Annotated in this window: 21 protein-coding genes and 3 pseudogenes; 9 read left to right on the top strand and 15 right to left on the bottom strand. The window is 46.3% G+C overall.

What is annotated here, in order from left to right; all coding sequences use genetic code 11:
* The first annotated feature begins 22 nt into the window (after positions 1-22).
* Positions 23-457: a DUF805 domain-containing protein gene (locus ACSJJG_RS19485; RefSeq protein WP_481090275.1), complete on the top strand. Its 435-nt coding sequence runs from the start codon at positions 23-25 to the stop codon at positions 455-457.
* Here the strand turns inward: ACSJJG_RS19485 and fpr are convergent, their stop codons facing one another.
* The 3 genes from fpr to ACSJJG_RS19470 form a co-directional block, all read right to left on the bottom strand.
* On the bottom strand, positions 458-1,204 hold the full coding sequence (gene fpr, locus ACSJJG_RS19480) for a ferredoxin--NADP(+) reductase (RefSeq protein WP_481090274.1): 747 nt from the start codon (positions 1,202-1,204) through the stop codon (positions 458-460).
* Positions 1,205-1,633: 429 nt separating this feature from the next.
* A complete protein-coding gene (gene glpK / locus ACSJJG_RS19475) occupies positions 1,634-3,157 on the bottom strand; it encodes a glycerol kinase GlpK (RefSeq protein ID WP_481090273.1) in 1,524 nt (507 codons plus the stop codon).
* Between the two features lie 25 nt (positions 3,158-3,182).
* The gene (locus ACSJJG_RS19470; protein ID WP_481090272.1) at positions 3,183-3,980 is read right to left on the bottom strand and encodes an MIP/aquaporin family protein; all 798 of its coding nucleotides are present in this window, start codon (positions 3,978-3,980) and stop codon (positions 3,183-3,185) included.
* A gap of 327 nt (positions 3,981-4,307) precedes the next feature.
* On the opposite strand from ACSJJG_RS19470, the gene zapB reads away from it, so the two are divergent.
* Positions 4,308-4,550: a cell division protein ZapB gene (zapB, locus tag ACSJJG_RS19465; RefSeq protein WP_099131891.1), complete on the top strand. Its 243-nt coding sequence runs from the start codon at positions 4,308-4,310 to the stop codon at positions 4,548-4,550.
* Positions 4,551-4,609: 59 nt separating this feature from the next.
* Here zapB and rraA read toward each other — a convergent pair.
* The 7 genes and pseudogenes from rraA to priA form a co-directional block, all read right to left on the bottom strand.
* Positions 4,610-5,105: pseudogene (rraA, locus tag ACSJJG_RS19460) on the bottom strand (ribonuclease E activity regulator RraA).
* A gap of 108 nt (positions 5,106-5,213) precedes the next feature.
* Positions 5,214-6,131 (bottom strand): 1,4-dihydroxy-2-naphthoate polyprenyltransferase, encoded by a 918-nt coding sequence (locus ACSJJG_RS19455; protein WP_481090271.1) that lies wholly within the window; start codon positions 6,129-6,131, stop codon positions 5,214-5,216.
* A gap of 136 nt (positions 6,132-6,267) precedes the next feature.
* Positions 6,268-7,599 (bottom strand): HslU--HslV peptidase ATPase subunit, encoded by a 1,332-nt coding sequence (gene hslU, locus ACSJJG_RS19450; RefSeq protein ID WP_481090270.1) that lies wholly within the window; start codon positions 7,597-7,599, stop codon positions 6,268-6,270.
* An 11-nt stretch (positions 7,600-7,610) separates the two neighbouring features.
* Positions 7,611-8,141, bottom strand: a complete 531-nt coding sequence (hslV, locus tag ACSJJG_RS19445) for an ATP-dependent protease subunit HslV (RefSeq protein WP_047768620.1) — start codon at positions 8,139-8,141, stop codon at positions 7,611-7,613.
* A 137-nt stretch (positions 8,142-8,278) separates the two neighbouring features.
* Positions 8,279-9,076, bottom strand: coding sequence for a cell division protein FtsN (gene ftsN, locus ACSJJG_RS19440; RefSeq protein WP_481090269.1), 798 nt, complete (start codon positions 9,074-9,076; stop codon positions 8,279-8,281).
* 72 nt (positions 9,077-9,148) lie between these two features.
* Entirely contained in the window at positions 9,149-10,174 is a 1,026-nt protein-coding gene (gene cytR / locus ACSJJG_RS19435; protein ID WP_481090268.1) for a DNA-binding transcriptional regulator CytR, read from the bottom strand.
* A gap of 221 nt (positions 10,175-10,395) precedes the next feature.
* The gene (gene priA / locus ACSJJG_RS19430) at positions 10,396-12,594 is read right to left on the bottom strand and encodes a primosomal protein N' (protein ID WP_481090267.1); all 2,199 of its coding nucleotides are present in this window, start codon (positions 12,592-12,594) and stop codon (positions 10,396-10,398) included.
* 234 nt (positions 12,595-12,828) lie between these two features.
* Between priA and rpmE the strand changes: the two genes are divergently transcribed.
* Positions 12,829-13,044, top strand: a complete 216-nt coding sequence (gene rpmE, locus ACSJJG_RS19425; protein ID WP_481090483.1) for a 50S ribosomal protein L31 — start codon at positions 12,829-12,831, stop codon at positions 13,042-13,044.
* An 84-nt stretch (positions 13,045-13,128) separates the two neighbouring features.
* Here rpmE and metJ read toward each other — a convergent pair whose 3' ends face one another.
* On the bottom strand, positions 13,129-13,446 hold the full coding sequence (gene metJ / locus ACSJJG_RS19420) for a met regulon transcriptional regulator MetJ (RefSeq protein ID WP_481090266.1): 318 nt from the start codon (positions 13,444-13,446) through the stop codon (positions 13,129-13,131).
* Positions 13,447-13,738: 292 nt separating this feature from the next.
* Here metJ and metB point away from each other — a divergent pair, with 292 nt between their 5' ends.
* The 3 genes from metB (at position 13,739) to ppc (ending at position 20,183) form a co-directional block, all read left to right on the top strand.
* Positions 13,739-14,899 carry a cystathionine gamma-synthase gene (gene metB / locus ACSJJG_RS19415; RefSeq protein ID WP_481090265.1) on the top strand — a complete coding sequence of 387 codons (1,161 nt, stop codon included), beginning with the start codon at positions 13,739-13,741 and terminating at the stop codon, positions 14,897-14,899.
* 9 nt (positions 14,900-14,908) lie between these two features.
* Positions 14,909-17,344, top strand: coding sequence for a bifunctional aspartate kinase/homoserine dehydrogenase II (locus ACSJJG_RS19410; RefSeq protein ID WP_481090264.1), 2,436 nt, complete (start codon positions 14,909-14,911; stop codon positions 17,342-17,344).
* Between the two features lie 202 nt (positions 17,345-17,546).
* Positions 17,547-20,183: a phosphoenolpyruvate carboxylase gene (gene ppc, locus ACSJJG_RS19405; protein WP_481090263.1), complete on the top strand. Its 2,637-nt coding sequence runs from the start codon at positions 17,547-17,549 to the stop codon at positions 20,181-20,183.
* Between the two features lie 57 nt (positions 20,184-20,240).
* On the opposite strand, the gene metF is transcribed toward ppc, so the two are convergent.
* From metF to ACSJJG_RS19385, 4 genes and pseudogenes are all read right to left on the bottom strand, one after another.
* The gene (metF, locus tag ACSJJG_RS19400) at positions 20,241-21,128 is read right to left on the bottom strand and encodes a methylenetetrahydrofolate reductase (RefSeq protein WP_481090262.1); all 888 of its coding nucleotides are present in this window, start codon (positions 21,126-21,128) and stop codon (positions 20,241-20,243) included.
* 263 nt (positions 21,129-21,391) lie between these two features.
* A complete protein-coding gene (locus ACSJJG_RS19395) occupies positions 21,392-21,784 on the bottom strand; it encodes a hypothetical protein (protein ID WP_481090261.1) in 393 nt (130 codons plus the stop codon).
* A gap of 3 nt (positions 21,785-21,787) precedes the next feature.
* Entirely contained in the window at positions 21,788-22,186 is a 399-nt protein-coding gene (locus tag ACSJJG_RS19390) for a tlde1 domain-containing protein (RefSeq protein ID WP_481090260.1), read from the bottom strand.
* Positions 22,187-22,416: 230 nt separating this feature from the next.
* A pseudogene (locus ACSJJG_RS19385) lies at positions 22,417-22,674 on the bottom strand (transposase); the annotation flags it as partial.
* Between the two features lie 305 nt (positions 22,675-22,979).
* On the opposite strand from ACSJJG_RS19385, the gene ACSJJG_RS19380 reads away from it, so the two are divergent.
* The 3 genes and pseudogenes from ACSJJG_RS19380 to ACSJJG_RS19370 all read left to right on the top strand — a co-directional run bounded on the left by ACSJJG_RS19380 (position 22,980) and on the right by ACSJJG_RS19370 (position 25,995).
* Entirely contained in the window at positions 22,980-23,204 is a 225-nt protein-coding gene (locus ACSJJG_RS19380; RefSeq protein ID WP_481090259.1) for a hypothetical protein, read from the top strand.
* A gap of 124 nt (positions 23,205-23,328) precedes the next feature.
* Positions 23,329-25,502: pseudogene (locus tag ACSJJG_RS19375) on the top strand (type VI secretion system Vgr family protein).
* A complete protein-coding gene (locus ACSJJG_RS19370; RefSeq protein ID WP_282885565.1) occupies positions 25,477-25,995 on the top strand; it encodes a DUF1795 domain-containing protein in 519 nt (172 codons plus the stop codon). Before ACSJJG_RS19375 ends, ACSJJG_RS19370 begins: the two are co-directional and overlap by 26 nt.
* The last annotated feature ends 7 nt before the right edge of the window (positions 25,996-26,002 follow it).

Here is a 26,002-nt window from a genome sequence, read left to right as displayed (position 1 = left end):
ATCCACAATTGGAAAAGAGTACATGACATTACAACAATGGGGATTTTCATTCAAAGGCCGAATTGGACGACGAGAGTTTTGGATCGGCATCGGAATTTGTTTCGCCTTGATATTTATACTCCTGACACTGCATGGAATGAATGTTCTCCCCATGAATTATGCGGCGGTTGGGGTTGCTTTGCTATTGTATCCAACCACGGCGATTTTTTCGAAACGCCTGCATGACCGAAATAAACGTGGTGGCTGGGTATTGTTAATTGCACTGGCCTGGGTATTGCTGTCTCTGGATTGGAGTGCAATGGCACCAATATGGCAGTGGGGAATTGGTCGTTTTGTCCCGACACTGATTTTTGTCATGATGATATTAGATTGTGGTGTATTCCGTGGTACGGAAGGCGCCAATCGTTTTGGTGAGATGGCAGAAACGGTTGATTATATTTCTGCCAGGGAACACTGATTACCAGTATTGCTCGCTGGTGATATGGCCTGGTTTACGCCGCAGATGTTTTGCCATATTACGCTGCTCTTTTAATAGTTGCTGGGTATCCCTGACCATTTGGGGATTCCCGCACAGCATGACATGGCTGTTTTCTGCCTGAATGGGTAAGCCGACAGCCGATTCCAATTCGCCATTTTCAATTAATGCTGGAATTCTGCCTATGAGTGAATCAGGCCATTTTTCTCGGCTGACGATGGTCTGTATTCGCAGTTTACCCTGAAATTTTTTCTCTAATTCCTGCATCATAGGTAAATAACTTAAATCCGTTCCCCACCTGGCAGCATGAACCAAAACGATATTTTCGAATCGTTCCAGATCAGTTCCTTGCTGGAGAATGGAAAGATAAGGCCCAATGGCGGTGCCAGTGGAAAGCATCCAGAGTGTTTGGCAGTCAGGGATTTCATCAAGAACGAAAAAACCCGCCGCTTGCTCTGTTACCAGCAATTCATCACCGGTTTTTAGTGCAGCTAATCGGGGGCTGAGTTTTCCTTCAGGAACGGACACCAAATAAAATTCCAGATTATTGTCATCGGGAGCGTTGACGTAAGAGTAAGCCCGTTGGATGCGTTCCTCCCCAATTTTCAGTGCAAGTTTTGCAAATTGTCCGGCGGTGAATTTTTCTATTGGTGCATGAACTCTGATGCTGAAAAGCGAATCAGTCCAGTTGGTTATGTCAGTAACTTTTCCTGTAACCCAATTTGCCATTACGATTAACCTCTCTACACAAATTGATGATTTTTTGTAACGATTCTACGTGATTACTTGAAATAGCATTATCGATTACGTGTTACAGTTCGATTAACTGGGTTTTTGCCAATATTATGGTCTGATATGTACATTTTTATTGACATATATGGATAATGTATCTGTAATTTTTTCTTCATGTAAAATTGTATACTGCAAAGAAAAAATATAGATTTACCAAGAGGATCATGTCTAATGAAGTCAATTCATCAGGTTCTTTATTAAGAGCTTGAGGGGTTCACTATGGCTGTTTGTCATCATTTCCCAGCAGTTCCAGAGTCAGAAACATACGACTTTGTAAAATTGATAAACCACGGTGTTTTAAAAAGGCCCTGACAAAGTACATAAAATGTCAGAATGCCAGGGCCTTTAATTTGCTATATTTCGCGGTTAGGCGCGATCTTCCCACTCTTGGGCACGGGCGACGGCTTTTTTCCAGCCATTGTATTTATGGTTACGTTCAGTTGTTTCGATACTTGGGCGGAATTCTTTTTCGACTACTGCTTTACTTTTCACTTCATCCAGATCCCGCCAGAAGCCGACGGCTAAACCGGCAAGGAAAGCCGCGCCTAACGCTGTGCTCTCACGTACTTCAGGGCGTTCCACACGCGTACCGAGAATATCGGACTGGAACTGCATCAGGAAGTTGTTGGCGACAGCACCGCCATCTACGCGCAGGGCTTGCAGACGTGTACCCGCATCAGCCTGCATAGCGTCCAATACATCGCGGGTTTGGTAAGCGATGGATTCCAATGTAGCACGAATAATATGATTGCTATTGGCGCCGCGGGTCAGGCCAAAAATAGCGCCACGGGCGTAAGGGTCCCAATATGGTGCGCCAAGGCCAGTAAAGGCAGGCACAACGTAAACACCATTGCTGTCTTTGACTTTGGTCGCGAAGTATTCTGAATCTGTGGCATCCGCAATGAGTTTCAGTTCATCACGCAGCCATTGAATGGATGCTCCTCCAACAAATACTGCGCCTTCCAGTGCATAATTGACTTCACCGCGTGGACCACAGCAAATAGTTGTCAACAGGCCATGATTGGAACGGACGGCGTCTTTGCCTGTGTTCATCAGTAAGAAGCAGCCAGTGCCGTAAGTATTTTTTGCCATTCCAGAGTGTACACACAGTTGCCCATACAAAGCGGCTTGTTGGTCGCCTGCGATACCTGCAATAGGAATGCGGGTGCCGCCTTTACCGCCGATATTGGTTTGGCCATAGATCTCCGAGGACGCGGCGACTCTAGGCAGCATAACGCGAGGTATGCCCAACTCTTCAAGGATTTTTTGATCCCATTCCAGATTATGGATATTAAACAGCATGGTACGGGAGGCATTGGTGTAATCGGTCACATGTACACGTCCCTGAGTCATTTTCCAGACTAGCCATGTATCGACTGTACCGAATAAAAGTTCACCATTTTCAGCGCGTTGACGGGCACCTTCGATATTGTCCAAAATCCATTTTATTTTCGTACCGGAGAAGTAAGGGTCAATAACCAAACCGGTATTGTGGCGGATATATTCTTCCAGACCCTCTTTCTGTTTCAGTTTGGTACAAATATCAGCTGTCCGGCGGCATTGCCATACGATCGCGTTATAAATTGGTTTACCGGTTTCTTTTTCCCAGACAATAGTTGTTTCTCGTTGGTTGGTAATACCAATGCTGGCAATTTGATCAGAGCGAATATCGGCTTTTGCCAGTACTTCAACTAAGGTAGAGCTTTGGCTTGCCCAGATTTCCATTGGATCGTGCTCTACCCAGCCAGGCTTGGGATAGATTTGTGGGAATTCACGCTGTGAGATGCAAACAATATTGGCATCGTGATCAAGTACAACGGCGCGTGAACTGGTCGTGCCCTGATCCAGTGCAACAATATATTTTTTTTCTGTAGTATTTTCTGTTGTCATAACGATTAACCTGGTTTTATGTATTTTAAATCTCGCGTGGTAAATGGCGAGTAATCAGCTTGCGGTAGCCAAAAGCACCTAAAATCGCGCCAACGATAGGCGCTACCAATGGAACAAGGCAATAAGGAATATCTCGGCCCCCAGTTAGGGCAATGTCTCCCCAGCCAGTCAAGTAAGCAACTAATTTGGGGCCGAAGTCACGAGCTGGATTCAGGGCAAATCCGGTCAGTGGGCCAAACGAGCCACCGATAACAGCAATAAGAATCCCAATTAACAAAGGAGCCAAAGGTCCTCGTGGGATACCATTGCCATCATCGGTCAGGGACAGGATCAGGCATAACAGAACGGCGGCGATAATAACTTCAACGATAAATGCATGAAATACGGAGAGCTGGGCAGCTGGGTAAGTGGAGAAAACCCCCGCAGTAAAGAGACTTTCCTGCGAGCCGCGCACAATGTTATGAACTTGCTCATAATCAAGGAAAAGGTTGTAATACATTATGTAGATGATGAGTGCTGCGACAAAACCACCGAGCATTTGGGCAATGATGTAAGGCAGCACTTTTTTTCTGTCAAAGTTGGCAAACAGGCATAACGCAATGGTCACTGCGGGGTTAAGATGCGCGCCTGAAATTCCGGCAGTGAGATAAACTGCCAGCGCGACGCCAAAGCCCCAGATAATGCTGATTTCCCATAAGCTCAGTTGTGCTCCGGCGATTCGTGCAGCAGCAACGCAGCCTAAGCCAAAAAAAACGAGCAACGCAGTACCGAGAAATTCGGAAATGCATTGACCTGATAATGTTGGAGTTGTGGTCTGGCTCATTTCTATATCCTATATCCAATAACAAAGTACAGGGGGAAGAGTGATTAATTATTAGTCCTTTCTTATGTATTAAGAGAAAGGTGCCTGTGAATTTATCGTTAATGCGCGTAAACGAGAAATAGCGAAATTGAAATCTGCGTGTTGCGTCAACAAAATGAGCGAATTCGCATTTATTTGCAGTTTTATTGAGCTTGGAAATGTGATCTTACAGACATTTGGGTTTGGTCGTTATATTTCGCGTTATGCCGCACATTGCAAGGATGAAACTAGACAGACGTCAATAGGCTAAATACAATCAATAACATTGCTTACAAGAGGGGCCCCAGAATGTCATTTGAAGTTTTTGAGAAACTAGAATCTAAAGTTCAGCAGGCGATTGATACCATCACTTTGCTGCAAATGGAAATTGAAGAATTAAAAGAAAAGAATGCAGTCTTATCTCAGGATGTCCAGAATATGGCAGATAGCCGTGATTCTCTGGTACGTGAAAATGAGCAGCTCAAACAAGAACAATCAGCATGGCAAGAGCGCTTACGCACTTTGTTGGGTAAGATGGAAGATGTACAATAAGGTATTCAATATCTTAGCTGAAAAAGGGCGATAATTATTACGCCCTTTTTATATACCCTTTAACTTAGCTCTTCATCAATCTCCAGAGGGAAATCTGATAAGACAATGCCGGTATTATCTGCGTAGAGATAGTCACCAGAGAAGAATGTGACGCCACCAAAATTCACCCTGATATCACTTTCTCCCCCCTTCGCTATTGGAGCCAGCAGGAATAGCAGCCATTGCCTGAATTCCAATATCAAGTTCTGCGAGATAATCGACCTGGCGTACTGCGCCATAGACGACGATGCCTTCCCACTCATTATTGACGGCGAGTTGAGCCAGTTCTGCATCAACGAGTGCCTTGCGTACCGATCCACCACCATCAACGAGCAAAATGCGATCATGTCCGTTTTCTTCAAGTAAATCATAAAGGAGGCCATTGTCCTCAAAACATTTCACTGTGATGATCTGACCACCAAATGAAGTCCGCCCACCAAAGTTGGTGAAGATTGGCTCTACCACATTTATATCTTCTTGATAGATATCACAAAGTTCGGAAGTATCATATTTCATGGGATTTACGTCTGGTTTATGCAAGGAACGAACAGTATATCCTCTTAAAGCCAGTGTTGGCAAAACCATCAATCTTGAAACCTATGTGTAAAATCGATGCTTACTCGCTTAATTAAGTACCAATCCAATGGAAAACAGAATATTGGTCAATAATGCTGCTTTGACCATTTGTACTAATTTGGGACGCATACCTTCAGCGGTTGGATCACGCAGCACTTGCATCATATGTTTTAACAGCAGAGGAAAAGCGAGCAGGAACAACCAATTAAACCAATTATTCAGGTATAGAAGCGTGAAGGTGACAAGGCAGAGCATGGCAGTTAGCAGAACGGCTGCATGGTAATAGCGAGCCTTTTTTCCTCCCAGCCGGACAGCCAGCGTATTTTTACCATTTTGGCGGTCATTTTCGATATCGCGTAGGTTATTAATGTTTAAGACTGCCACAGAAAGTAAGCCACTGGCAGTTGCGGGCAAAATGGTGCTTATGGAAAAAATACCGGATTGCAGATAGTAAGTACCAAGAACGCTCAAGTAGCCAAAGAAAATCAGGACAGAAATGTCTCCCAGCCCCAGATAACCATAAGGACGAGTACCCACGGTATAAGTGATAGCAGCGACTATCGCCAGTAATCCCAGGATCAAAAATCCGATAATGTCGCTTGGGTTATTGCAGGCTACAGCAATCAGGGCACTTCCTGATAAACAAGAGAGTAGTACAGTGAGTTTCAATGCACTTTTCATCTGCTTTGCGGTAATCAGGCCTTTTTGCATACCGCGACTTGGACCAATGCGATTTTCTGTGTCACTGCCTTTGGTTACGTCACCATAATCGTTGGCGAGGTTAGAAAGAATTTGCAGCAGGGCCGCAGTTAATAAAGCCAGTAACGCGACAGGCCATTTGAAATGTCCAATCCATGATGCAAGGGCTGAACCCGTTATGACGGCAGCAACGGCCAGTGGGAGCGTTTTAGGGCGTAAACTTTCCAGCCATGCCTGTATCTGACTGATAGACATTGTTAAGCTCATATTGTCACTGTTTGTCATTATGATTGATGTAATAAATTTTATACCATCGAAAATTGCAAAATGGGAGGCTAAAAGCCTCCCATTTTGCATAAGTCCGGCGAATTATTGGCGCTAATCAAACCAATAATATGACTGATTATAAAATAAACCGACTCAAATCTTCATCTGCAACTAATTCGTCCAAGTGCTCTTTGACGTAATCGGCATTGATTTCGACAGTCTGCCCTTGACGTTCGCTGGCGTCGAAAGAGATGTCTTCCATCATACGTTCAAGCACGGTGTGCAAACGACGGGCACCGATGTTTTCAGTGGTTTCATTGACTTGCCATGCTGCTTCCGCAATTTTACGGATACCGTCAGCCGTGAATTCAATGCCCATGCCTTCCGTTGCCATCAGGGCCTTGTATTGTTCAGTGAGCGAAGCATTAGGCTCAGTCAGAATACGTTCAAAGTCTTCGGTAGTCAGGGCTTGCAATTCAACACGGATTGGCAAGCGGCCTTGAAGTTCTGGGATCAGATCAGAAGGGCTGGCAACCTGGAATGCACCGGAGGCGATAAACAGGATGTGATCGGTTTTGACCATACCGTGTTTAGTGGAAACGGTGCAACCTTCTACAAGTGGCAGCAGATCGCGCTGAACACCTTCACGGGAAACATCTGGACCGGAAGTTTGACCGCGTTTACAAATCTTATCGATCTCGTCAATGAAAACGATGCCGTGTTGTTCAACTGCATCAATTGCCTGCTGTTTCAGTTCTTCAGGATTGACCAATTTTGCCGCTTCTTCTTCGATCAGCAACTTGAATGCGTCTTTGATTTTCATCTTACGGCTTTTTTGACGCTGGCCTGCCAGGTTTTGGAACATGGATTGTAACTGATTCGTCATCTCTTCCATGCCCGGAGGTGCCATGATTTCAACACCAACTGGAGCGGCTGAAACTTCAATTTCAATTTCTTTATCGTCTAACTGGCCTTCACGCAATTTCTTGCGGAATGCCTGACGGGTTGAAGACGGCTCAGCTTGAGTTTCAGTCTGTCCCCAGTTATTTTTTGCTGGTGGCAGCAGGACATCCAGAATACGCTCTTCTGCTAACTCTTCTGCACGATAGCGGTTTTTCTCAATGGATTGCAGACGGACTATTTTTACTGCTACGTCAGTGAGATCACGAATGATGGAATCGACTTCTTTACCAACATAACCCACTTCGGTGAACTTAGTTGCTTCAACCTTGATAAAGGGAGCATTGGCCAGTTTTGCCAGACGACGGGCAATCTCGGTTTTACCGACACCGGTCGGGCCTATCATCAAAATATTTTTTGGTGTGACTTCATAACGCAGTGATTCATCTAACTGCATGCGACGCCAGCGGTTACGCAGGGCAATAGCAACGGCACGTTTTGCTTTGTCCTGACCGATAATATGATTATTTAGTTCGCTGACAATTTCGCGAGGAGTCATTTCAGACATACTATCTATCCTTACGCTTTCGAAGGCAGTTCTTCGAAGTTGTGATTATGGTTGGTGTAGATGCAGATATCGCCAGCGATAGTTAAAGCGCGTTCTGCGATTTCTCTGGCGCCGAGTTCGGTTGTCTCCAGCATAGCGCGGGCAGCCGCCTGTGCATATGATCCACCGGAACCAATGGCGATAAGGTCATTCTCTGGCTGAATCACATCACCATTGCCTGTAATGATCAGAGAAGCATTTTCATCTGCGACAGCAAGCAGGGCTTCCAACTTGCGTAGCATGCGATCTGTTCGCCAATCTTTGGCTAGTTCAACGGCTGCTTTGGTCAGGTGCCCTTGATGCATTTCGAGTTTCCGTTCAAACAGCTCGAACAGCGTGAAAGCATCGGCAGTACCGCCGGCAAAACCCGCGATGACTTTGTCATGGTAAAGGCGGCGTACTTTGCGGACATTGCCTTTCATAACGGTATGACCCATTGTTGCTTGTCCATCACCACCGATGACAACTTTGCCATTACGGCGAACACTTACGATTGTAGTCACGAGTTAGCCCCTGGTTACAAAATAGAAAATGGTACACACGGAGCATTAATTTGTTATCCCACAATTGCTTGCGCACTGCTGATAAAAGCACCATGTGTATATTATTAGAGATTAAGATGGGGGAGCTTTCTACTTTTTCAACCCCCGGTAGGGCGGAGAATACAGCCAGGTACACCAGCACCTGCGACCCGTTCGCGCATTTTCTCAGCGCTGGCTTTATTTTTATAAGGGCCAAGTACAACACGGTTCCAGTTGTCTTTCGTGGTAATCTGACTCTCAATGCCTGCAAATGCAAGGCTGGCTCGGACGGACTCTGCCTGTTCCATTGTGCGGAAAGAGCCGCATTGTAGCATCAATTTCGCCTCCTTTACCTCAGACTTTGTACTGGCCTGGGAAGACGAAGACGTTGAAGGCTTTTTTTCCGGCACGGCGGCCGACTTTTGTTCTGGCGGATTAATCAACACACGTGAACGTGGAACAGGTTCACTGTTATAAGGCACCTCTTTCAATGAAATAGGCGGTTGGCGCATATCTGCTTGTATTTGTTCGAGTAGCTGTTTCTGTTCAGACGTTAATTGAGGAGGTTGGTTTAGCGGTTTATTTACTGTTGCATCGCCTTCCTGGATAGAAGATTCATTAACAGGACGATTTTCCAATTCTTTGATGTAACTCCAGCGCTCTTCTGGTTTTGGTGGCAAGCCGTGTCCCTTGGTTTGATGATGAGACGGTGAGGCATTTTGTGCACTTCCTTCCTGCTTATTTTCTTCCTGTTTATTGTGTACGATGAAATAAAGCCCACCAATAAACATGACCACTAAGGCCACGGCAACGGCTAATGTAGTTTTGGGTAATCCTTGAGCCTGATTTTTTTTCTTACCAGTACTTTTCTGACGGGGATTGCTACGCCCGCGACTCACATAATCTCGTTGTGCCACTGTTTAATTCACTGAGTTATTTAAAAAATTAAAGGATAGGTAACTAATGTTACTTAAGCTGTCGTTATTTGCCTAGCTTTTAGGCGAACAAGTACTCGCACGAATGATCAATTCTGCCTCCAATAATCTTGAACCTTTAAAAACCAAACGGCCTTGAAGCTGTTCCAGCAACAACAGAATGGAATGATATCCAATCTCATAACGGGGATGTTCCACCGTGGTTAGGGCTGGTTCGCAGTATTGAGCCAGATTTAAATTATCGAAACCGACAACAGAGAGATCTTCTGGTAATTTTAATCCCATTTTTTTAGCTTGCCACATTGCGCCCAGAGCCATGACATCACTATGGCAAAAAATAGCGCTTGGAGGCTCTGGCAGGTTAAGCAAGGTTTCTGCCAATGTCGCTCCGCTTTCATGGGTGAAATCACCGCGGATAATATATTCTTCGCGAATTTCTTCTCCTGTGCGCCGCAATGCCTGGATGTAACCTTGTAAACGATAGTGGCACAATGGCATGGTTTCCGGCCCGGTAATGCAGGCAATGCGTTTGTGTCCCAGTTTTTGCAAATGATGAGTGGCATTGAAGGCGGCTGTCAGGTTGTCAATATGGACCGTGGGTAGTTCCAGTTCTGGAGTGAATTCATTGGCCATAACCATGGGAGGCAGGTTTTTCTGTTCTTCTTTGGAAACATCGAAAGGAATGTTGGAACCCAGTAGCACCATACCATCAATGCGTTTGGTGATCAGAAGATTGATAAACGCATGTTCTTGTTGCTGTTGATGCTTGCAATCACCAATCAGAACCAGGTAACCATGTTCAGTGGCGGTTTCTTCAATGCCCCGAATAACCTCAGTAAAGAAAGGATCACTGATATTAGGCACAATAACCAGGATGGTTCTGGATACATTACGCCGTAAATTTTTGGTCAGTTTGTGGGGATAATAACCCACTTCCAACACCGCATTCTCGACCTTCTGGCGTGTACGGGCAGAAACCTTGTCAGGATTCATTAATGTTCTTGATACAGTTGCGGTAGAAACACCAGCCACTTTGGCAACATCTTTCATGGTTACCAGCGCGCTCTTCCTTTTTTCCATAGTTCACTCCTCACTCTCCACACGCAGCGAAACGATTGCTATCCGGCTGCTAAAAAAACGCCCGTCTTGCCTGAGAGGGGCGTGCTGGCGAATTGTTTTCTACAGTTATATTAATAATTTCATTTTAAGCTGATTAACCGATCAATCTGTTACTTTGTTTGCATAAAAAGTGTGATATGAATCATTTCTTAGAGGTGCTTCGCAAATTAAAGAAATAATTATCAACTTTCGCTGGGATCAACATCAATGTTCCATTTCACTTTACGCGCTTGTGGCAGTGTCGTGATTTGGGGATAGATTCCGGCCATCATTTTCTGGAGAAAAATGCGGGAAGGGTGCTGAATCATCAACTGCCAACGATAACGACCGCTACGTTTGGCCAGTAATGCGGGTACAGGTCCCATGATCCATAAATGATTATCAGACAGTGCATGATGTTCAAACAATTGACGCATTTGTTGCAAAAATGCGGAGGCTTGGTGATTGTCGTGATCTTCTGCGCGGAGCAGGATATGGCTCACAAACGGTGGCAGGTGAACTTGCTGACGCTCTTCCATTGCTTGCTGGGCAAAGGCATCGTAGCCTTTCTCCAACAATATTTGCAAAAGTGGATGCTCAGGATGGTGGGTTTGGAGGACAACTTCTCCCCGCTTTCCAGCCCGTCCAGCCCGACCGGAAACTTGGGTATAGAGTTGGGCAAAACGTTCGGCGGCTCGAAAATCAGCAGAAAACAGGGCACCATCGACATCCAGTAAGGCGACCAGTGTAACATCGGGGAAATGGTGACCTTTCGCCAGCATTTGCGTACCAATCAAGATACGGGCGCCACCTTGATGTACTTCGGCCAGTTGCTGTTCCAGTGCTCCTTTGCGGCTGGTGGTATCACGGTCGATACGGGTAACTGGAGTGTTGGGGAACAATTTTGTAATACCATCTTCAAGCTGCTCAGTACCTAAACCAACGGGAATTAAGTTAGTGGTGCCACATTGCGGGCATTGGCGTGGGATTGGGCGCTGGCTGTCACAGTGATGGCAACGCAGGTGGTGATGATTTTGGTGCAGGGTGTAATAGTGATCACAGCGTTGGCATTCTGCTATCCAACCGCATTCGTGACAGAGCAAGGCGGGGGAATAACCACGACGGTTCAGAAATAGGATGACCTGATTATCAGCCTTGAGATGTTCACCCATGCGATTGATGAGCGGCTGGGATAACCCAACCGTCAATGGCAATCCTTTCAGATCTAATAAATGCTGAGTGGCGGGTTGGGCGCGGCCTGCCCGTTGAGTTAAGGTTAGTTGGCGATATTTCCCCTGTTGCACATTATACAGTGTTTCCAGTGCGGGGGTGGCAGAACCCATAATGATCGGAATCCCCTCTTTTTTCGCCCGAAACACCGCCAGATCGCGGGCATGATAGCGCCAGCCTTCTTGCTGTTTGTAAGAGCTGTCATGTTCTTCATCGATAATAATGACACCTAGATGAGCAAAGGGAGTAAACAAAGCCGATCGTGTACCGATAACGATGGCATTTTCCCCTCTTTTCGCTCTCAGCCAGACTGTCAGCCGTTCGCTGTCATTCAAGGCTGAATGCAGAACATCAATAGGCGCGTTGAAACGTTCCCGGAACCGACGGATAGTCTGTGGAGTCAAGCCAATTTCCGGCACTAAAATAAGAGCCTGTTTGCCTTGTGCAAGAATGTTCTCCAGTACACTGAGATAGACTTCCGTTTTACCCGATCCCGTGATTCCCGCCAATAGCCACGGAGAAAAGGTTTGATCTTCTGCACGGATGGCGCCTATCGCAGTAGCTTGTTCTGTATTGAGTGTTAACCGTTCGCCAATGGTTTTAAAATGCTCACACCAATTTTCCGCTTCTGGTTGGATGGGATGCAGGGCAATCAGTGATTTCTTTTTCAGTGATTGCAGTGCGCTTTCACTTAACTCCAATTCAGAGACTTGGTGACGATAAACAGGGCGTTGGCGCAAAGCGGCCAATGCCTTTTGTTGTTTGGCGGAGCGCTTGAGTTGAGCCAGTGGAAGTTCACGGCCAGCGTCGGTGACTTGCCATTGCCAGAGTGGGGAAAATTCTGCCGGTTTTCCCTGCCGTAGCAAGACAGGCAAGGCATGGAATAACACTTCGCCCAGCGGATAGTGATAATAGCTGACGGCCCACTGAAGCAATTGCCAGAGATCGTTAGGAAAAAGGGGGTGGATATCAAGAATGGTGGCAATAGACTTGAGCTGCTCAGGAGGAAATTCGCTGCTGTCTGCGATACCAGTGATGATACCTATCGCATTACGCTTACCAAAAGGCACGAGTACTCGAACACCAATAGCTGGTAAAGGTAACCCTGTAGGCAGTAGATAATCAAACGAGCGGGTTAGGGGAACAGGCAATGCAACCTGGACAACTGTCATAAGGTGATTTCCAGATAATTAATGACCAGATGAAAGAACGTATAAAAGAACATATGGCGATAAGGGTATCATAGCAAATCGGCAGATTTCATTGCGCAATAAACAGATATTCTGTATGATCCGCCGCCTTTGGTATAGAAATTACCGATACATATTTTTATTTATCAATACGACGTGTGGTGTCTGGCAGCAAAACAAGGCTGGATAGCGACACGGCCTGAACAGAGGTTTCCCATGAAACAAGGTATCCATCCTAAATACGAAGCAATTACTGCAAATTGCTCTTGCGGTAATGTCATCAAAATCAACTCTACTGTAGGTCACGATCTGAACCTGGACGTTTGTGGTGCATGTCACCCGTTCTACACGGGTAAGCAGCGTGATGTTGCAACTGGTGGTCGTGTTGATCGCTTTAACAAACGTTTCAGCGTTCCTGGTGCTAAGAAATAATGATTTTCTCCTGTCTGTAATCAATACAGGCGGGTCAGAACAAAAAAAACGCCCGATGTTTTTGCATCGGGCGTTTTTTTATTCTTAATATTCCCATGTATCAGGATCAATGCCTTTTTCACGCATCATGGCCTTCGCTGCTTCTGGGATCTCATCATGGCGTTCTTTGCGCAAATCGTTATCGTTAGGCAGAGGCTGTCCGGTGAACGCATGGAGAAAAGCTTCACACAGCAATTCACTGTTTGTTGCATGACGCAAATTGTTTACCTGACGGCGAGTGCGCTCATCAGTCAGGATTTTCAATACCTTTAGCGGGATTGAAACTGTAATTTTTTTGACCTGTTCACTTTTTTTGCCATGTTCAGCATAAGGGCTGACATACTCACCATTCCACTCAGCCATGAGATACCTTAAATAATTTTTGAATCAAGTAATTGAGATCAGAAATTGGAAGGAATTGCTGATCTGTTTTCATATCGATAATTCAGTAGTCTAACATAATTAGCCTGTCGACTATATCGTCCCACCCGCACTAATTTATAAAATATAACCAGAAGACATATAAAGTGTAATGACAGCCATAGAATTGTGGTATTAAACCGCAAAATAATTTGGATGTCTAGATGTATTGACGTCCATCTTTCCAGTCGTTATTCTTGCGTGACGCTAATAATAACGACGATGGGGAAAGGTTATGGGGTGTAAGCAAGCGACAATTGCGGTTCACAGTGGTTTAAATGTTGATGAACAATATGGTTGTGTTGTTCCGCCTATCTATCTTTCCAGTACATACAACTTTACCGGTTTCAATGAACCCAGAGGACATGATTATTCACGCCGTGGCAACCCTGGTCGTGATGTTGTCCAACAGGTTTTGGCCGAGCTGGAAGGAGGAGCTGGCGCAGTCATGACCAGCAGTGGCATGTCAGCGATTCATCTGCTTTGTACCGTATTCCTGAAACCGGGAGATTTATTGGTGGCGCCCCATGATTGTTATGGCGGTAGTTACCGGCTGTTTGACAGTCTGAGCAAGCGTGGTGCATACAAGGTGATTTTTGTTGATCAGTCAGATGAACAGGCGTTGAAACAAGCGTTGGCCAAAAAGCCCAAACTGGTGCTAATTGAAACACCGAGTAATCCTTTGTTGCGGATCGTAGATATTCAATACATTTGTGGATTGGCCCATGAAATTGGGGCACTGGCTATGGTCGATAACACGTTCTTAAGTCCTGTACTGCAAAAGCCATTGGATTTGGGGGCAGATTTAGTAGTGCATTCTTGCACGAAATATTTGAATGGACACTCTGATCTGATCGCAGGCGCAATTATCGCTAAGGAGCCATCCATTGCGGAAGAGTTGGCTTGGTGGGCGAACAATATTGGTGTGACGGCTGCGGCGTTTGATAGCTATCTGCTACTGCGTGGCATTCGTACATTATCTGCCCGTGTGTTGCTCCAACAAAACAATGCTGTTGCCATTGTGGATTATTTGCAACAGCAGCCCCAAGTGAAAAGGCTTTTCTATCCTGCGTTGAAGAACCATCCGGGGCATGAAATTGCTGTTAAGCAACAGCAAGGTTTTGGGGCGATGCTAAGTTTCGAACTGGATGGTGATGAGCAGGCCATGCGTCGTTTCTTATCTGCGTTAAAATTATTTACCTTGGCTGAATCTCTCGGTGGTGTGGAGTCGTTGATTTCTCATACTGCAACAATGACACACGCGGGAATGTCGGCAGAAGCAAGGACTCAGGCAGGGATTACGGATTTGCTTCTTCGTGTCTCTGTAGGAATTGAAGATAGTCAGGATTTAATTGCTGATCTGGACAATGCATTTCAGGCAGCGGTAACGAGGTAATCATTAATCATGAGTATACTGGCAACAGCGGGGGCGGAATCTGGCCGTCAGTTACATAAATTTGGTGGTAGTAGCCTGGCTGATGTGAAATGTTATCAGCGGGTTGCTGAAATTATGGCGAACTACAGCCAGCCGGGTGATTTGATGGTGGTATCGGCCGCGGGGAGTACGACCAACCAGTTGATTGATTGGCTTAAATTGAGTCAGAGTGACCGGATATCAGCACATCAAATACAGCAATCTTTGCGGCGTTACCAGCAAGAATTGATCCGTGGCTTGTTGCCCGAAACAGTTGCAGAAGAACTGAACGCAATGTTTATCGCTGATCTGGAAAGATTGAGCGTATTGTTGGATAAGCCCGTCACCGATATCACATATGCCGAAGTTGTCGGTCATGGGGAAATCTGGTCTGCCCGTTTAATGGCGGCGGTGCTGGAAAATCAGGGTATCCCCAGTGCATGGCTGGATGCGCGTCAGTTCTTGCGGGCAGAGCGTATTGCTCAACCGCAAGTTGACGTCAGCTTATCCCAACCTCTACTGAGCCAATTATTGATCCAAAACCCCAATAAGCGTTTAGTGGTTACCGGTTTTATTTCCAGTAATCAGAAGGGGGAGACGGTATTGTTGGGACGCAATGGCAGCGACTATTCTGCTACCCAAGTCGGGGCTTTGGCAGAAGCCAAAAAAGTCACAATTTGGAGTGATGTGGCGGGGGTTTACAGTGCCGATCCACGTAAAGTTAACGATGCCTGCCTGTTGCCGTTGCTGCGTTTGGATGAAGCCAGTGAATTGGCACGTTTAGCCGCACCTGTTCTCCATACTCGTACATTGCAGCCTGTTTCTCTCAGCGATATTGATCTGCAATTGCGTTGCAGTTACCAACCTGAACAGGGTTCCACCCGGATTGAACGGGTGCTGGCAACGGGGACAGGGGCAAAAATTGTCACCAGCCATGATGATGTTTGCCTGATTGAATTGCATGTTTCTCCAGCCCACGATTTCAAGCAAATCCATAAGGACATTGATTCTTTATTGAAGCGCGCCCAAATCCGGCCATTGGCAACAGGGTTACATGCAGATTGCAACCTGATCCAACTTTGTTATACCTCTGAGATTGTGAATAGCGCCCTGGATGTTTTGCAGGATGCCTCCATACCCGGCAAACTTTCTTTGCGTGAAGGTTTAGCGCTGGTGGCATTAGTGGGGGCGGGTGTATGCAAGAATCCGCTGCATAGCCATCGTTTTTATCAACAATTAAAAGATCAGCCAGTTGAATTTATCTGGCATGCAGAAGATGACATTAGTCTGGTTGCTATACTGCGTTCGAATCAGACATCACATTTGATTCAGGGATTGCACCAAAGCCTGTTCAGGGCAGAAAAACGCATCGGTTTGGTGCTCTTTGGCAAAGGGAATATTGGTTCTCGTTGGCTGGAGCTGTTTGCCCGTGAACAGAAGAACATTTCTGCTCGCAGTGGATTTGAATTTATTCTGGCGGGTGTCGTCGATAGTCGCCGGAGTTTACTGAATTATCAGGGCATTGATGCTAGTCGTGCGTTGGCCTTTTTTGATGATGAAGCAACTGAACATGAAGACGATGCCCTGTTTTTATGGATGCGGGCACATCCTTATGATGATTTGGTTGTTCTGGATGTCACGGCAAGTGAAGAATTGGCTAAAGAGTATATCTACTTTGCCAGCTATGGACTCCACGTTATCAGTGCCAATAAAGTCGCCGGTTCTTCCGACAGCAATACATATCGTATGATCCGTGATGCCTTTGCAAAAACGGGGCGTCATTGGTTATACAACGCCACAGTGGGTGCAGGGCTGCCGATTAACCACTCTGTCAGGGATCTGCGGGAAAGCGGTGATACCATTTTATCCATCAGTGGCGTTTTTTCCGGCACATTATCCTGGCTGTTCTTGCAATTTGATGGTTCTGTGCCTTTCAGTGACTTAGTAGAACAAGCATGGCAACAAGGGTTGACGGAACCTGATCCGCGCATTGACCTTTCCGGTCAAGATGTAATGCGTAAGTTGGTTATTCTGGCGCGCGAAGCGGGTTATGAGATAGAGCCTAATCATGTGCGTGTTGAGTCTTTAGTACCGAAAGAGGCTCGGAGCGGCTCCATTGAAGAGTTCTTTGAAAATAGTGCGGTCATTAATGAACAAATGTTGCAACGTTTGCAAGCGGCGCAGGAAATGGGCATGGTACTACGGTATGTCGCGCGTTTTGATGCCAGTGGTAAGGCGAAAGTGGGAGTGGAAGCAGTGCATAGCGATCATCCATTAGCTTCACTGCTGCCGGCAGATAATGTCTTTGCGATAGAAAGCCGCTGGTATCGTGATAATCCGTTAGTGATCCGTGGGCCAGGAGCGGGGCGAGATGTTACCGCAGGGGCAATCCAATCGGATTTAAATCGTCTATCGCAACTTCTGTAACAGAATATCTCTGTAGGAGAAATATTGAGTAATCAGGCTTTAAAATTCGCCCAAGTTGTTTGTTTTCTGATATGAATAGAACGTTAGAGATAAACAGAAGAACACGCTCTACAGCAAAACATGAAACATTTAGACAGAAAATAGGGTAAGCCAATCCATTGGTGAAATAGGTGACATACAGCAACACAAGGCCAGGAACCACATGAATCAACAATATTCCGCAATGCGAAGTAATGTCAGTATGCTCGGTAAGTTGCTGGGCGATACAATTAAAGAAGCTTCAGGAGAAGATATTCTTGATAAGGTTGAAACGATCAGGAAGTTATCTAAATCATCCCGTGCAGGTAATGAAACTCACCGTCAGCAGCTTTTATCGACGCTGGAAAATTTATCCAATGATGAATTATTGCCTGTTGCCCGTGCGTTTAACCAGTTTTTAAATCTGACTAACGTTGCCGAACAATATCACAGCATTTCGCCACACGGCGAAGCAGCAAGTAATCCGGTTGCATTGGCAGCCCTGTTTAATCGACTCAAAGACAAACAATTCAGCAATGACGATCTGATCAAGGCAGTCAATGAATTGGCGATTGAATTAGTTCTGACCGCTCATCCGACAGAAATTGCCCGCCGTACTCTGATTCATAAGTTGGTTGAAGTTAATGGCTGTCTGGCACAGCTTGATCATGACGATTTGGCAGATTATGAACGCAATAACATCATGCGCCGATTGCGTCAGTTGATTGCCCAATCATGGCATACTGATGAGATCCGTAAGAACCGTCCCTCCCCAATTGATGAAGCAAAATGGGGTTTTGCTGTGGTTGAAAACAGCTTATGGGAAGGTGTGCCCGCATTCCTGCGTGAATTCAATGAACAACTGGAAGAATCCATTGACCATCGCTTGCCAGTGGACGCCGTGCCAGTACGTTTCACCTCTTGGATGGGGGGTGATCGCGATGGGAATCCTAACGTTACCGCTGAAATTACCCGTCATGTTTTACTGTTGAGCCGTTGGAAGGCCGCCGATCTGTTCCTGAAAGATATTCAGGTTTTAGTCTCTGAACTCTCCATGTCGGAATGTACACCTGAACTGCGCCAAATGGCGGGAGGTGAGCATGTTTTAGAGCCTTACCGTGAAATTGCCAAACAATTGCGCACGCAATTAAATAACACACTGGCTTATCTGGAAAAACGTCTTAAGGGCGAGCAAGCTTTACCACCAGCGGATCTACTCCTGCATAACGAACAGTTATGGCAACCGCTATATGCCTGCTATCAATCCCTGAAGGATTGCGGTATGGAAATTATCGCCAGCGGGCAATTGTTGGATACCTTGCGTCGCATCCGTTGCTTTGGTTTGTCTTTGGTGCGTATTGATATCCGCCAAGAAAGTACCCGCCATCGCGATGCGATTGCTGAACTGACGCAATATCTGGAAATGGGCGATTATGCGAGCTGGCCTGAAACCGAAAAGCAGGTGTTCCTGCTGAGAGAGTTGCAATCAAAACGCCCTCTGACCCCGCGTGATTGGCAACCAAGCGCAGAAACGCAAGAAGTTTTCGATACCTGCAAGGTGATTGCTGAATCACCACAAGATTCGATTGCGGCTTATGTTATTTCTATGGCGAAAGTCCCTTCTGATGTCTTGGCGGTGAAATTATTGTTGAAAGAGGCGGGATGCCCATTGTCATTGCCGGTTGTGCCGTTGTTCGAAACCCTTGATGACCTGAACAATGCAGAAGGTGTAATTCGGCAACTATTGGGCGTTGAGTGGTATCGCGATCTGATTAAGGATAAGCAGATGGTGATGATTGGTTACTCCGATTCAGCCAAAGATGCAGGGGTGATGGCGGCGTCGTGGGCACAATATCGGGCACAGGATGCATTAATCAACGTGTGTGAAAAAGAAGGAGTGACACTCACTCTGTTCCACGGACGTGGTGGTACGATTGGCCGTGGTGGTGCTCCAGCCCATTCGGCTTTACTTTCCCAACCGCCGGGCAGCTTGAAAGGAGGATTTCGGGTAACGGAACAGGGGGAAATGATCCGCTTTAAGTTTGGTTTGCCGCAGGTAACGATCAGCAGTTTGGCCTTGTATGCCAGTGCGATTCTGGAAGCAAACTTATTGCCGCCACCGGAGCCGAAACCGGAATGGCACCAGATTATGGATACACTCTCTGATGTTTCCTGTGACATGTATCGTGATTATGTCCGTGAGCAACCGGAATTTGTGCCTTATTTTCGGGCAGCGACACCGGAACAAGAGTTGGCAAAACTGCCTTTGGGTTCGCGGCCGGCTAAACGACGCCCGACCGGAGGCGTTGAAAGTTTGCGAGCGATCCCGTGGATATTTGCCTGGACGCAAAACCGCTTGATGTTGCCGGCATGGTTAGGCGCGGGTACAGCGCTGCAACGGGTGATCGATGCTGGTAATTTGTCAGTTTTAACGGATATGTGTCGCGACTGGCCATTTTTCAATACGCGTATTGCCATGTTGGAGATGGTATTTGCCAAAGCAGATTTGTGGTTAGCGGAATATTACGATCAACGTTTGGTAGAACCGAAACTGTGGTCATTAGGTGTAAAATTGCGTAACCAACTTGCAGAGGATATCGAAACGGTATTGACCATTGCACAGGATGAGCAATTGATGGCAGATTTGCCGTGGATCGCCGAATCTATTGCTTTGCGTAACGTGTATACCGATCCGTTGAACGTACTACAGGCCGAATTATTACAGCGTTCCCGTCAGCAGGAAAATCCTGATCCGCATCTTGAACAAGCGCTGATGGTGACGATTGCCGGCGTTGCAGCAGGCATGCGTAATACAGGATAATTTAAATATTTTTTAATCATAGAAGCCGAATAGGGAAACTGTTCGGCTTTTTGGGTTTTAACAAGGACGTACTCCCAATGTATGGCAGATGGCATAACTCAATTCTGCCCGATTCAGGGTATAAAAATGAAAATCTTTCACGCCTTCACGACTGAGAATTTTCACCATATCCATCGCAATAGAGGCACCGACTAAGTTGCGACTTTCTGGATCATCATCTAACCCTTCAAACATTCTGGTCATCCAGCTTGGAATACGTACATTGGTCAGCGTGGCAAATCGTTGTAACTGACGGAAGTTCGAGACGGGTAAGATCCCTGGTACAATTTCCACGTCAATCCCAGTTGCGACACAACGATCGCGAAAACGCAGGTAACTTTCCACATCAAAAAAGAATTGGGTAATGGCACGATTGGCTCCGGCATCAATTTTACGTTTTAAATTGATCAAGTCTGCCTGTGCACTTTTCGCTTCTGGATGCACTTCTGGATAAGCCGCAACAGAGATATCAAAATCCGCTTCTTTTTTTAATAACTCAACTAAATCAGCACCGTACATTTCTGGTTTACAACCGTTAGTCGGTAAATCACCACGTAATGCCACAATATGACGAATACCGTTTTGCCAATAATCATGAGCAATGTTGCTCAGCTCTTCACGGCTGGCATCAATGCAAGTCAGGTGTGGGGCTGCATCAAGGCCTGTTTTTTCTTTAATGCCCTTAATAATGCTATGGGTGCGATCACGTTCGCCAGAGTTGGCGCCATAGGTAACAGAAACAAATTTAGGTTTCAGCTTGCTCAAGCGATCAATGGACTTCCACAGGGTTTGTTCCATCTCAGCCGTTCTGGGTGGAAAGAATTCAAAGGAAACACGAATTTGCCCTTCAAGTTCAGCCAGATTCTGGTTCAGCGCTTCTCGCTGATTAGCGTGAAAAAAACTCATACCCTGTGCCCTCATGAACATATTTTTAGATGTTTAAGTGTTTAAATGTCTATCCGTTTAGATGTCCAAATAGAATGGGCGAAGCGGAGTTTTTAGTCAATCGAGAAATGGCTTATTCCCAATGAGGAATATTCAAAATGATCAGGAAAGAAATTCATGTTGGGGAATAATGAGAAAAGGAGAAGACAAAGTCGTGACAGAGTTGGTGTATCCAGTTTTTTTAGGTGGCGTCACTTGGTAAAAAATCCAAGTGACGCCGCCTCTCAATCGATTTCAGGAGTTATATCAAAATAGGCCACCTCTGATAATGAGCATTCTTCTGCTGAAATAATTGATGAAGCAATAAAAACAGCAGGTTTTTTGTTTTTATCAATATACGGAATAATTATTTCTAATGTCTGCGTATATAACTGCCCCGATTCTTTAAGAACAATTGGCTTACCTTCTTTTACTAATTTGGTTCGTTCTAGTAGAGAAGATGTTGCTTTCATTCTATCGAATTGATTATTTTTTTGATAAGAATTAGTTATAACAATCTGCGCAGCCCAAGACTGACTAGTTGCGCAATAATCTAAAGCTTTTTCGGTATCATCTTTTATTGAAGAAAAAGCAATAGTAGGAATAAATAACATCGAAAATAAAATATTTTTTTTCATGGCCTATTTCACTATTAACTCTCTATCCATAGAATCAATTATCTCTCTTCTTGCACTTTTTCCAACAATTATACAACCCTCTGATGCCTCACCGGGTCTTTTCGTGCTGTCACCATGTATTCTAAAAAGATCCCTTCCGTACATATTGTTACCCTCACGTGGCTCTAAATGGATAGTCATTGCACCTTTACTACTGGTATAGCCTCCAATCGTATATTGACCCCTAGGGATTGGCCCTTTTCCACGTATCGATTCTGAAGCAGGATTGTTTTTATGTATTCCATTTCCACTATATCCATTACGGTAAACTAATTTATCGTCATGATATAATTCGCCTGAGTATTGATGATAAATCCAAGCCATTTGTAACTCCTTTTTTATGAAAAAATAGTCATCAGACATTTAACTTCAAATATAAACTTTACCATTATTTTTATTATGCTTTTCAAAAAATACATGAATAAAACCATTAAAAAACATTCCATTTTGTTTTTTTAATTTAATCCAGATAAATGAAATTTTATCCCAGCTATTTAAATTAAACTGAATTGGCTTAGTGTAAATTTTCAAAATTTCTTTTTCACAACTGACTATGGGTGAACGCCCGCCCTAAGTAGCTGATCCTAATTGTGCTACATTTTTGCCATTCCATGCCCATTTCCGGGATAGGGTGATACCGTGCCCATAAAATGCCTAACCTGCCTGAGAAGTTGCCACATATATCTGCACTTGTGGTTGCGTGTGATCGTTTCATGTAAGGCGTGCTACCGTTTCTCAATCACATTGACCCAAGGCGAGTAAACCGGCTGGAATAACAATTTGAATTTAGGGTTATTCTTTAACCACAGTTGTGTCCGGCGGCTTTTGTGAATAATGTCGTTGTCCAGAATTTTACAGAACATATTGAATATGCCAGTTTATATTGATTTTGCTATTTTTAACCCGAATGACATCGCTATTGTGTGTTATAGCGATTTATTTAATGATGGCGTTAATCACTCTTTTATTCTTTTAAAAATCATTTTCGTGATCATTATCATAAAATGAAAATGATCATCCTTTCCAAAGCAGTGAATTTTACATTTTCATAATTAAATCAGTCCGTTAGTAAAATGTGTTTTGCCCTCTCAGCTAAAAGAGGCAAAATAATGCGTTAACCCTTTATAAAAAGACAGCATATTCCGCCAGTGAAGCAATGATTTTAACTTTTTATTCCGCTATTGTTGCTGGCAACGTTTTATTTCACTGGCGTGAATTTGGTTTTTACGCGTTCGCTCTTTATCATTCCCCCAATTTATTCACCATGAATACCGATGAATTCGGGCAACAGCGTCTTTGCAAATTATCGCCCTATCCCGGCGTAATAGTGGCGTTTATTCCGCTATTAAGCCTGCGACAAGGCCACAACCTGCGGACTTAATGAACCCATTTGTCAGAGACAACGTGAATGACATTTAACTCTTGTGCCGGGTGTGATGGCCTGCCGGGCAATCAGACGGGAGAGCCGGCGCCATCGCGTTCGTCATTATTTCAGGAAGATAACCATGTCAGAGAAAAAAATCTTCAATCAGTTACATCAGGGGCAATCCTTTGTTCGGCAGGGGAAAGAGTCCGCCGGGCAGCTGAGTGAAAGCGGAAAAGACCTCACCGACAAACTGGCCAGACGCGCCGCCGATAAAGAGATCCTCGCCAAACTGAAGCAGGGGCAATCTTTTGTTTCACGGGAACCATCCCCCGGGTTGTCAGGGGGGATCGGGAGCGGTATCACCGGCGGCGGTTTTGCCGGCGGGCTGGCTCAAAAAGCGGCCGCCGGACATAGCACCGCCACCAAAGCCCTGCAAAAAATCAGTCAGTTGTCTGGGGACGGAAGCTCGCCCAGCGGGCTGCAATTTACCCTGACCGCCGGTGGCCTGGCACCACAAACCTTTGCCGTCACCGACTTCACCCTGAGTGAACACTTTTCCCAGCCGTTCCAGCTGGAAGTGGGGCTGGCCAGTGCGGATCCGGCGATCGATTTTCCGGCGGTATTGGATCGCACGGCGACACTGACCATTTTGCAGGAAGGCGTTGAACAGCGCAGCATCACGGGAGTGGTGGCCCGCTTTGAGCAGGGTAACACCGGGTTGCACCAGACCACCTACCAGATGAGCATTCGCCCGGATCTGTGGCGTACCACCCTGCGTCAGAATTCGCGCATTTTCCAGCAACTTAATATCGCCGCCATTATCACCACGATTTTGAAAGAGCACGGTATCCGTGACGTGGTGTTCAGCCTGCGCCACGCCCACCCAGAGCGGGAATTTTGTGTGCAATATCAGGAAAGTGATTTCGCGTTTCTGCAACGGCTGACCGCCGAAGAGGGGATTTTCTATTTCTTTGAATGTGGTAACGGGCGTAACACGCTGGTATTTGCTGATGACTGCGGTTCGGTACCCCGGGTAACGTGTTTCCTTACCAGCCGGGCGATGTGAGTACCACCGGTGAACCGGCCATCAGCAGCCTGACCTGTAGCGCCCAGGTGCGACCGGCCCAGGTGCAACTGAAAGATTACACCTTCAAAAACCCGGCTTGGCCAGCCGAATTCAGCCAGCAGATGAAGGAAGATACCCTGCAACAACGGTATTACGAGCACTACGACTATCCGGGGCGTTTTAAGGATGAAGCGCACGGGAAAGATTTTACCCGTTACCGGCTGGAAGCCCTGCGCAACAATGCCATGACCGGGCAAGGCAGCGGCCATGCCATTGCCATCCAGCCAGGTAAATTATTCACCCTGAGCCACCACCCGCGTGAAGATCTAAACCAGCCATGGCAGGTGGTGGGAACCCATCATGCCGGCAGCCAGCCGCAGGCGCTGGAAACCGCCAACAGCGGCACGGGTACCACCCTGAGCAGCCACTTTCACTTTATCCGCCATAACCAGCACTGGCGCCCGACGCCCCTGCCCAAACCGGTCATCGACGGCCCGCAGATTGCCGAAGTGGTGGGACCGGCCGGCGAAGAGATTTTCTGTGACCAGTACGGCCGTATCCGCCTTCAGTTTCCGTGGGATCGTGACGGCAAGAGCGATGACCAGAGTTCGTGCTGGATACGGGTCACCCAACCGTGGGCGGGACAGGGCTGGGGGATGCTGGCTATTCCGCGTATCGGGCAGGAAGTGGTGGTGGACTTTCTGCACGGCGACCCGGATCAGCCCATCGTCACCGGGCGCACCTACCATGCCAGCAATATCCCGCCGGGCACCCTGCCGGGCAGCAAAACCCAGATGGCCTTCCGCTCCAAAACCCACAAAGGCGAAGGCTACAACGAGCTGCTGTTTGAGGATGCGAAAGGCAGTGAGCGGCTGGCGTTACATGCGCAGCGGGACATGGATACCACAGTTAAAAATGCCCAGAGTCTGGTGGTGGAGGCAGGCGACCGGACTTTGACAATCCAGACAGGTGATGAATTCAAAACCGTGCAGCAAGGTAATCTGACAGAAACTATCGGTCAGACACGCAGTACTGAAGCCAATGTGGTACAGGTGAAAGCCACGGCAGGTAAAGCTGGCGCGGGAACACAATTATATGAAGCGGAAGATGATATCACGCTGAAAGTGGGCAGCGGCACCCTCCAGATGACGAAAACCAACATCAAAATTTCGTTTGGGGGGGCCAGTATTGAGCTAAACGACAGCGGGGTCACCGTATTAGGTGGCCAGGTTAACATCAACAAATAACACATTGATTTTTAAATTGCAGCAAGAAGGAACTTCCATGAACAATCAACTTGATCTCACCCCTTTTCACTTCAATCAGGGCACCATCATGCTGCCGGCCAGCTGGCAGGATGCCAGTATTCTGGTGTTGAACAGCACCGATGAAAAAAATGGCACCAGTTTCACCATTTCCCGCGATAATTTACCGTGGGGACTGACATTCAGTCAGTTTGCCGAGCGGGAAATGACCGCAATTGGCAAGCAATTAAAAGATTATGAAGCGATAGCCCATGAATCGGGGGCGCTGAACGGGTTTGAAACGGAGACGTTTGAATTTCGCTGGCGTGCCCCGAACGGAACGGTGCACCAACTGATGATGATGCTGAATGCACCCAGGGACGTGCTGATTTTCACCGGCTCCTGTCAGGGCGCGATGACACCGGCACAGCGGGAACAAATGCAGACCATGATGGCCACGTTCCGGCTGCGCGGTGAGCAGAAAGATAACGCCTGACAGGGAG

The organism is Xenorhabdus sp. SGI 60, assembly GCF_056632175.1.
Note: the sequence above shows the minus strand (reverse complement) of the source record. Positions and strands in the feature narration are given on the sequence as shown.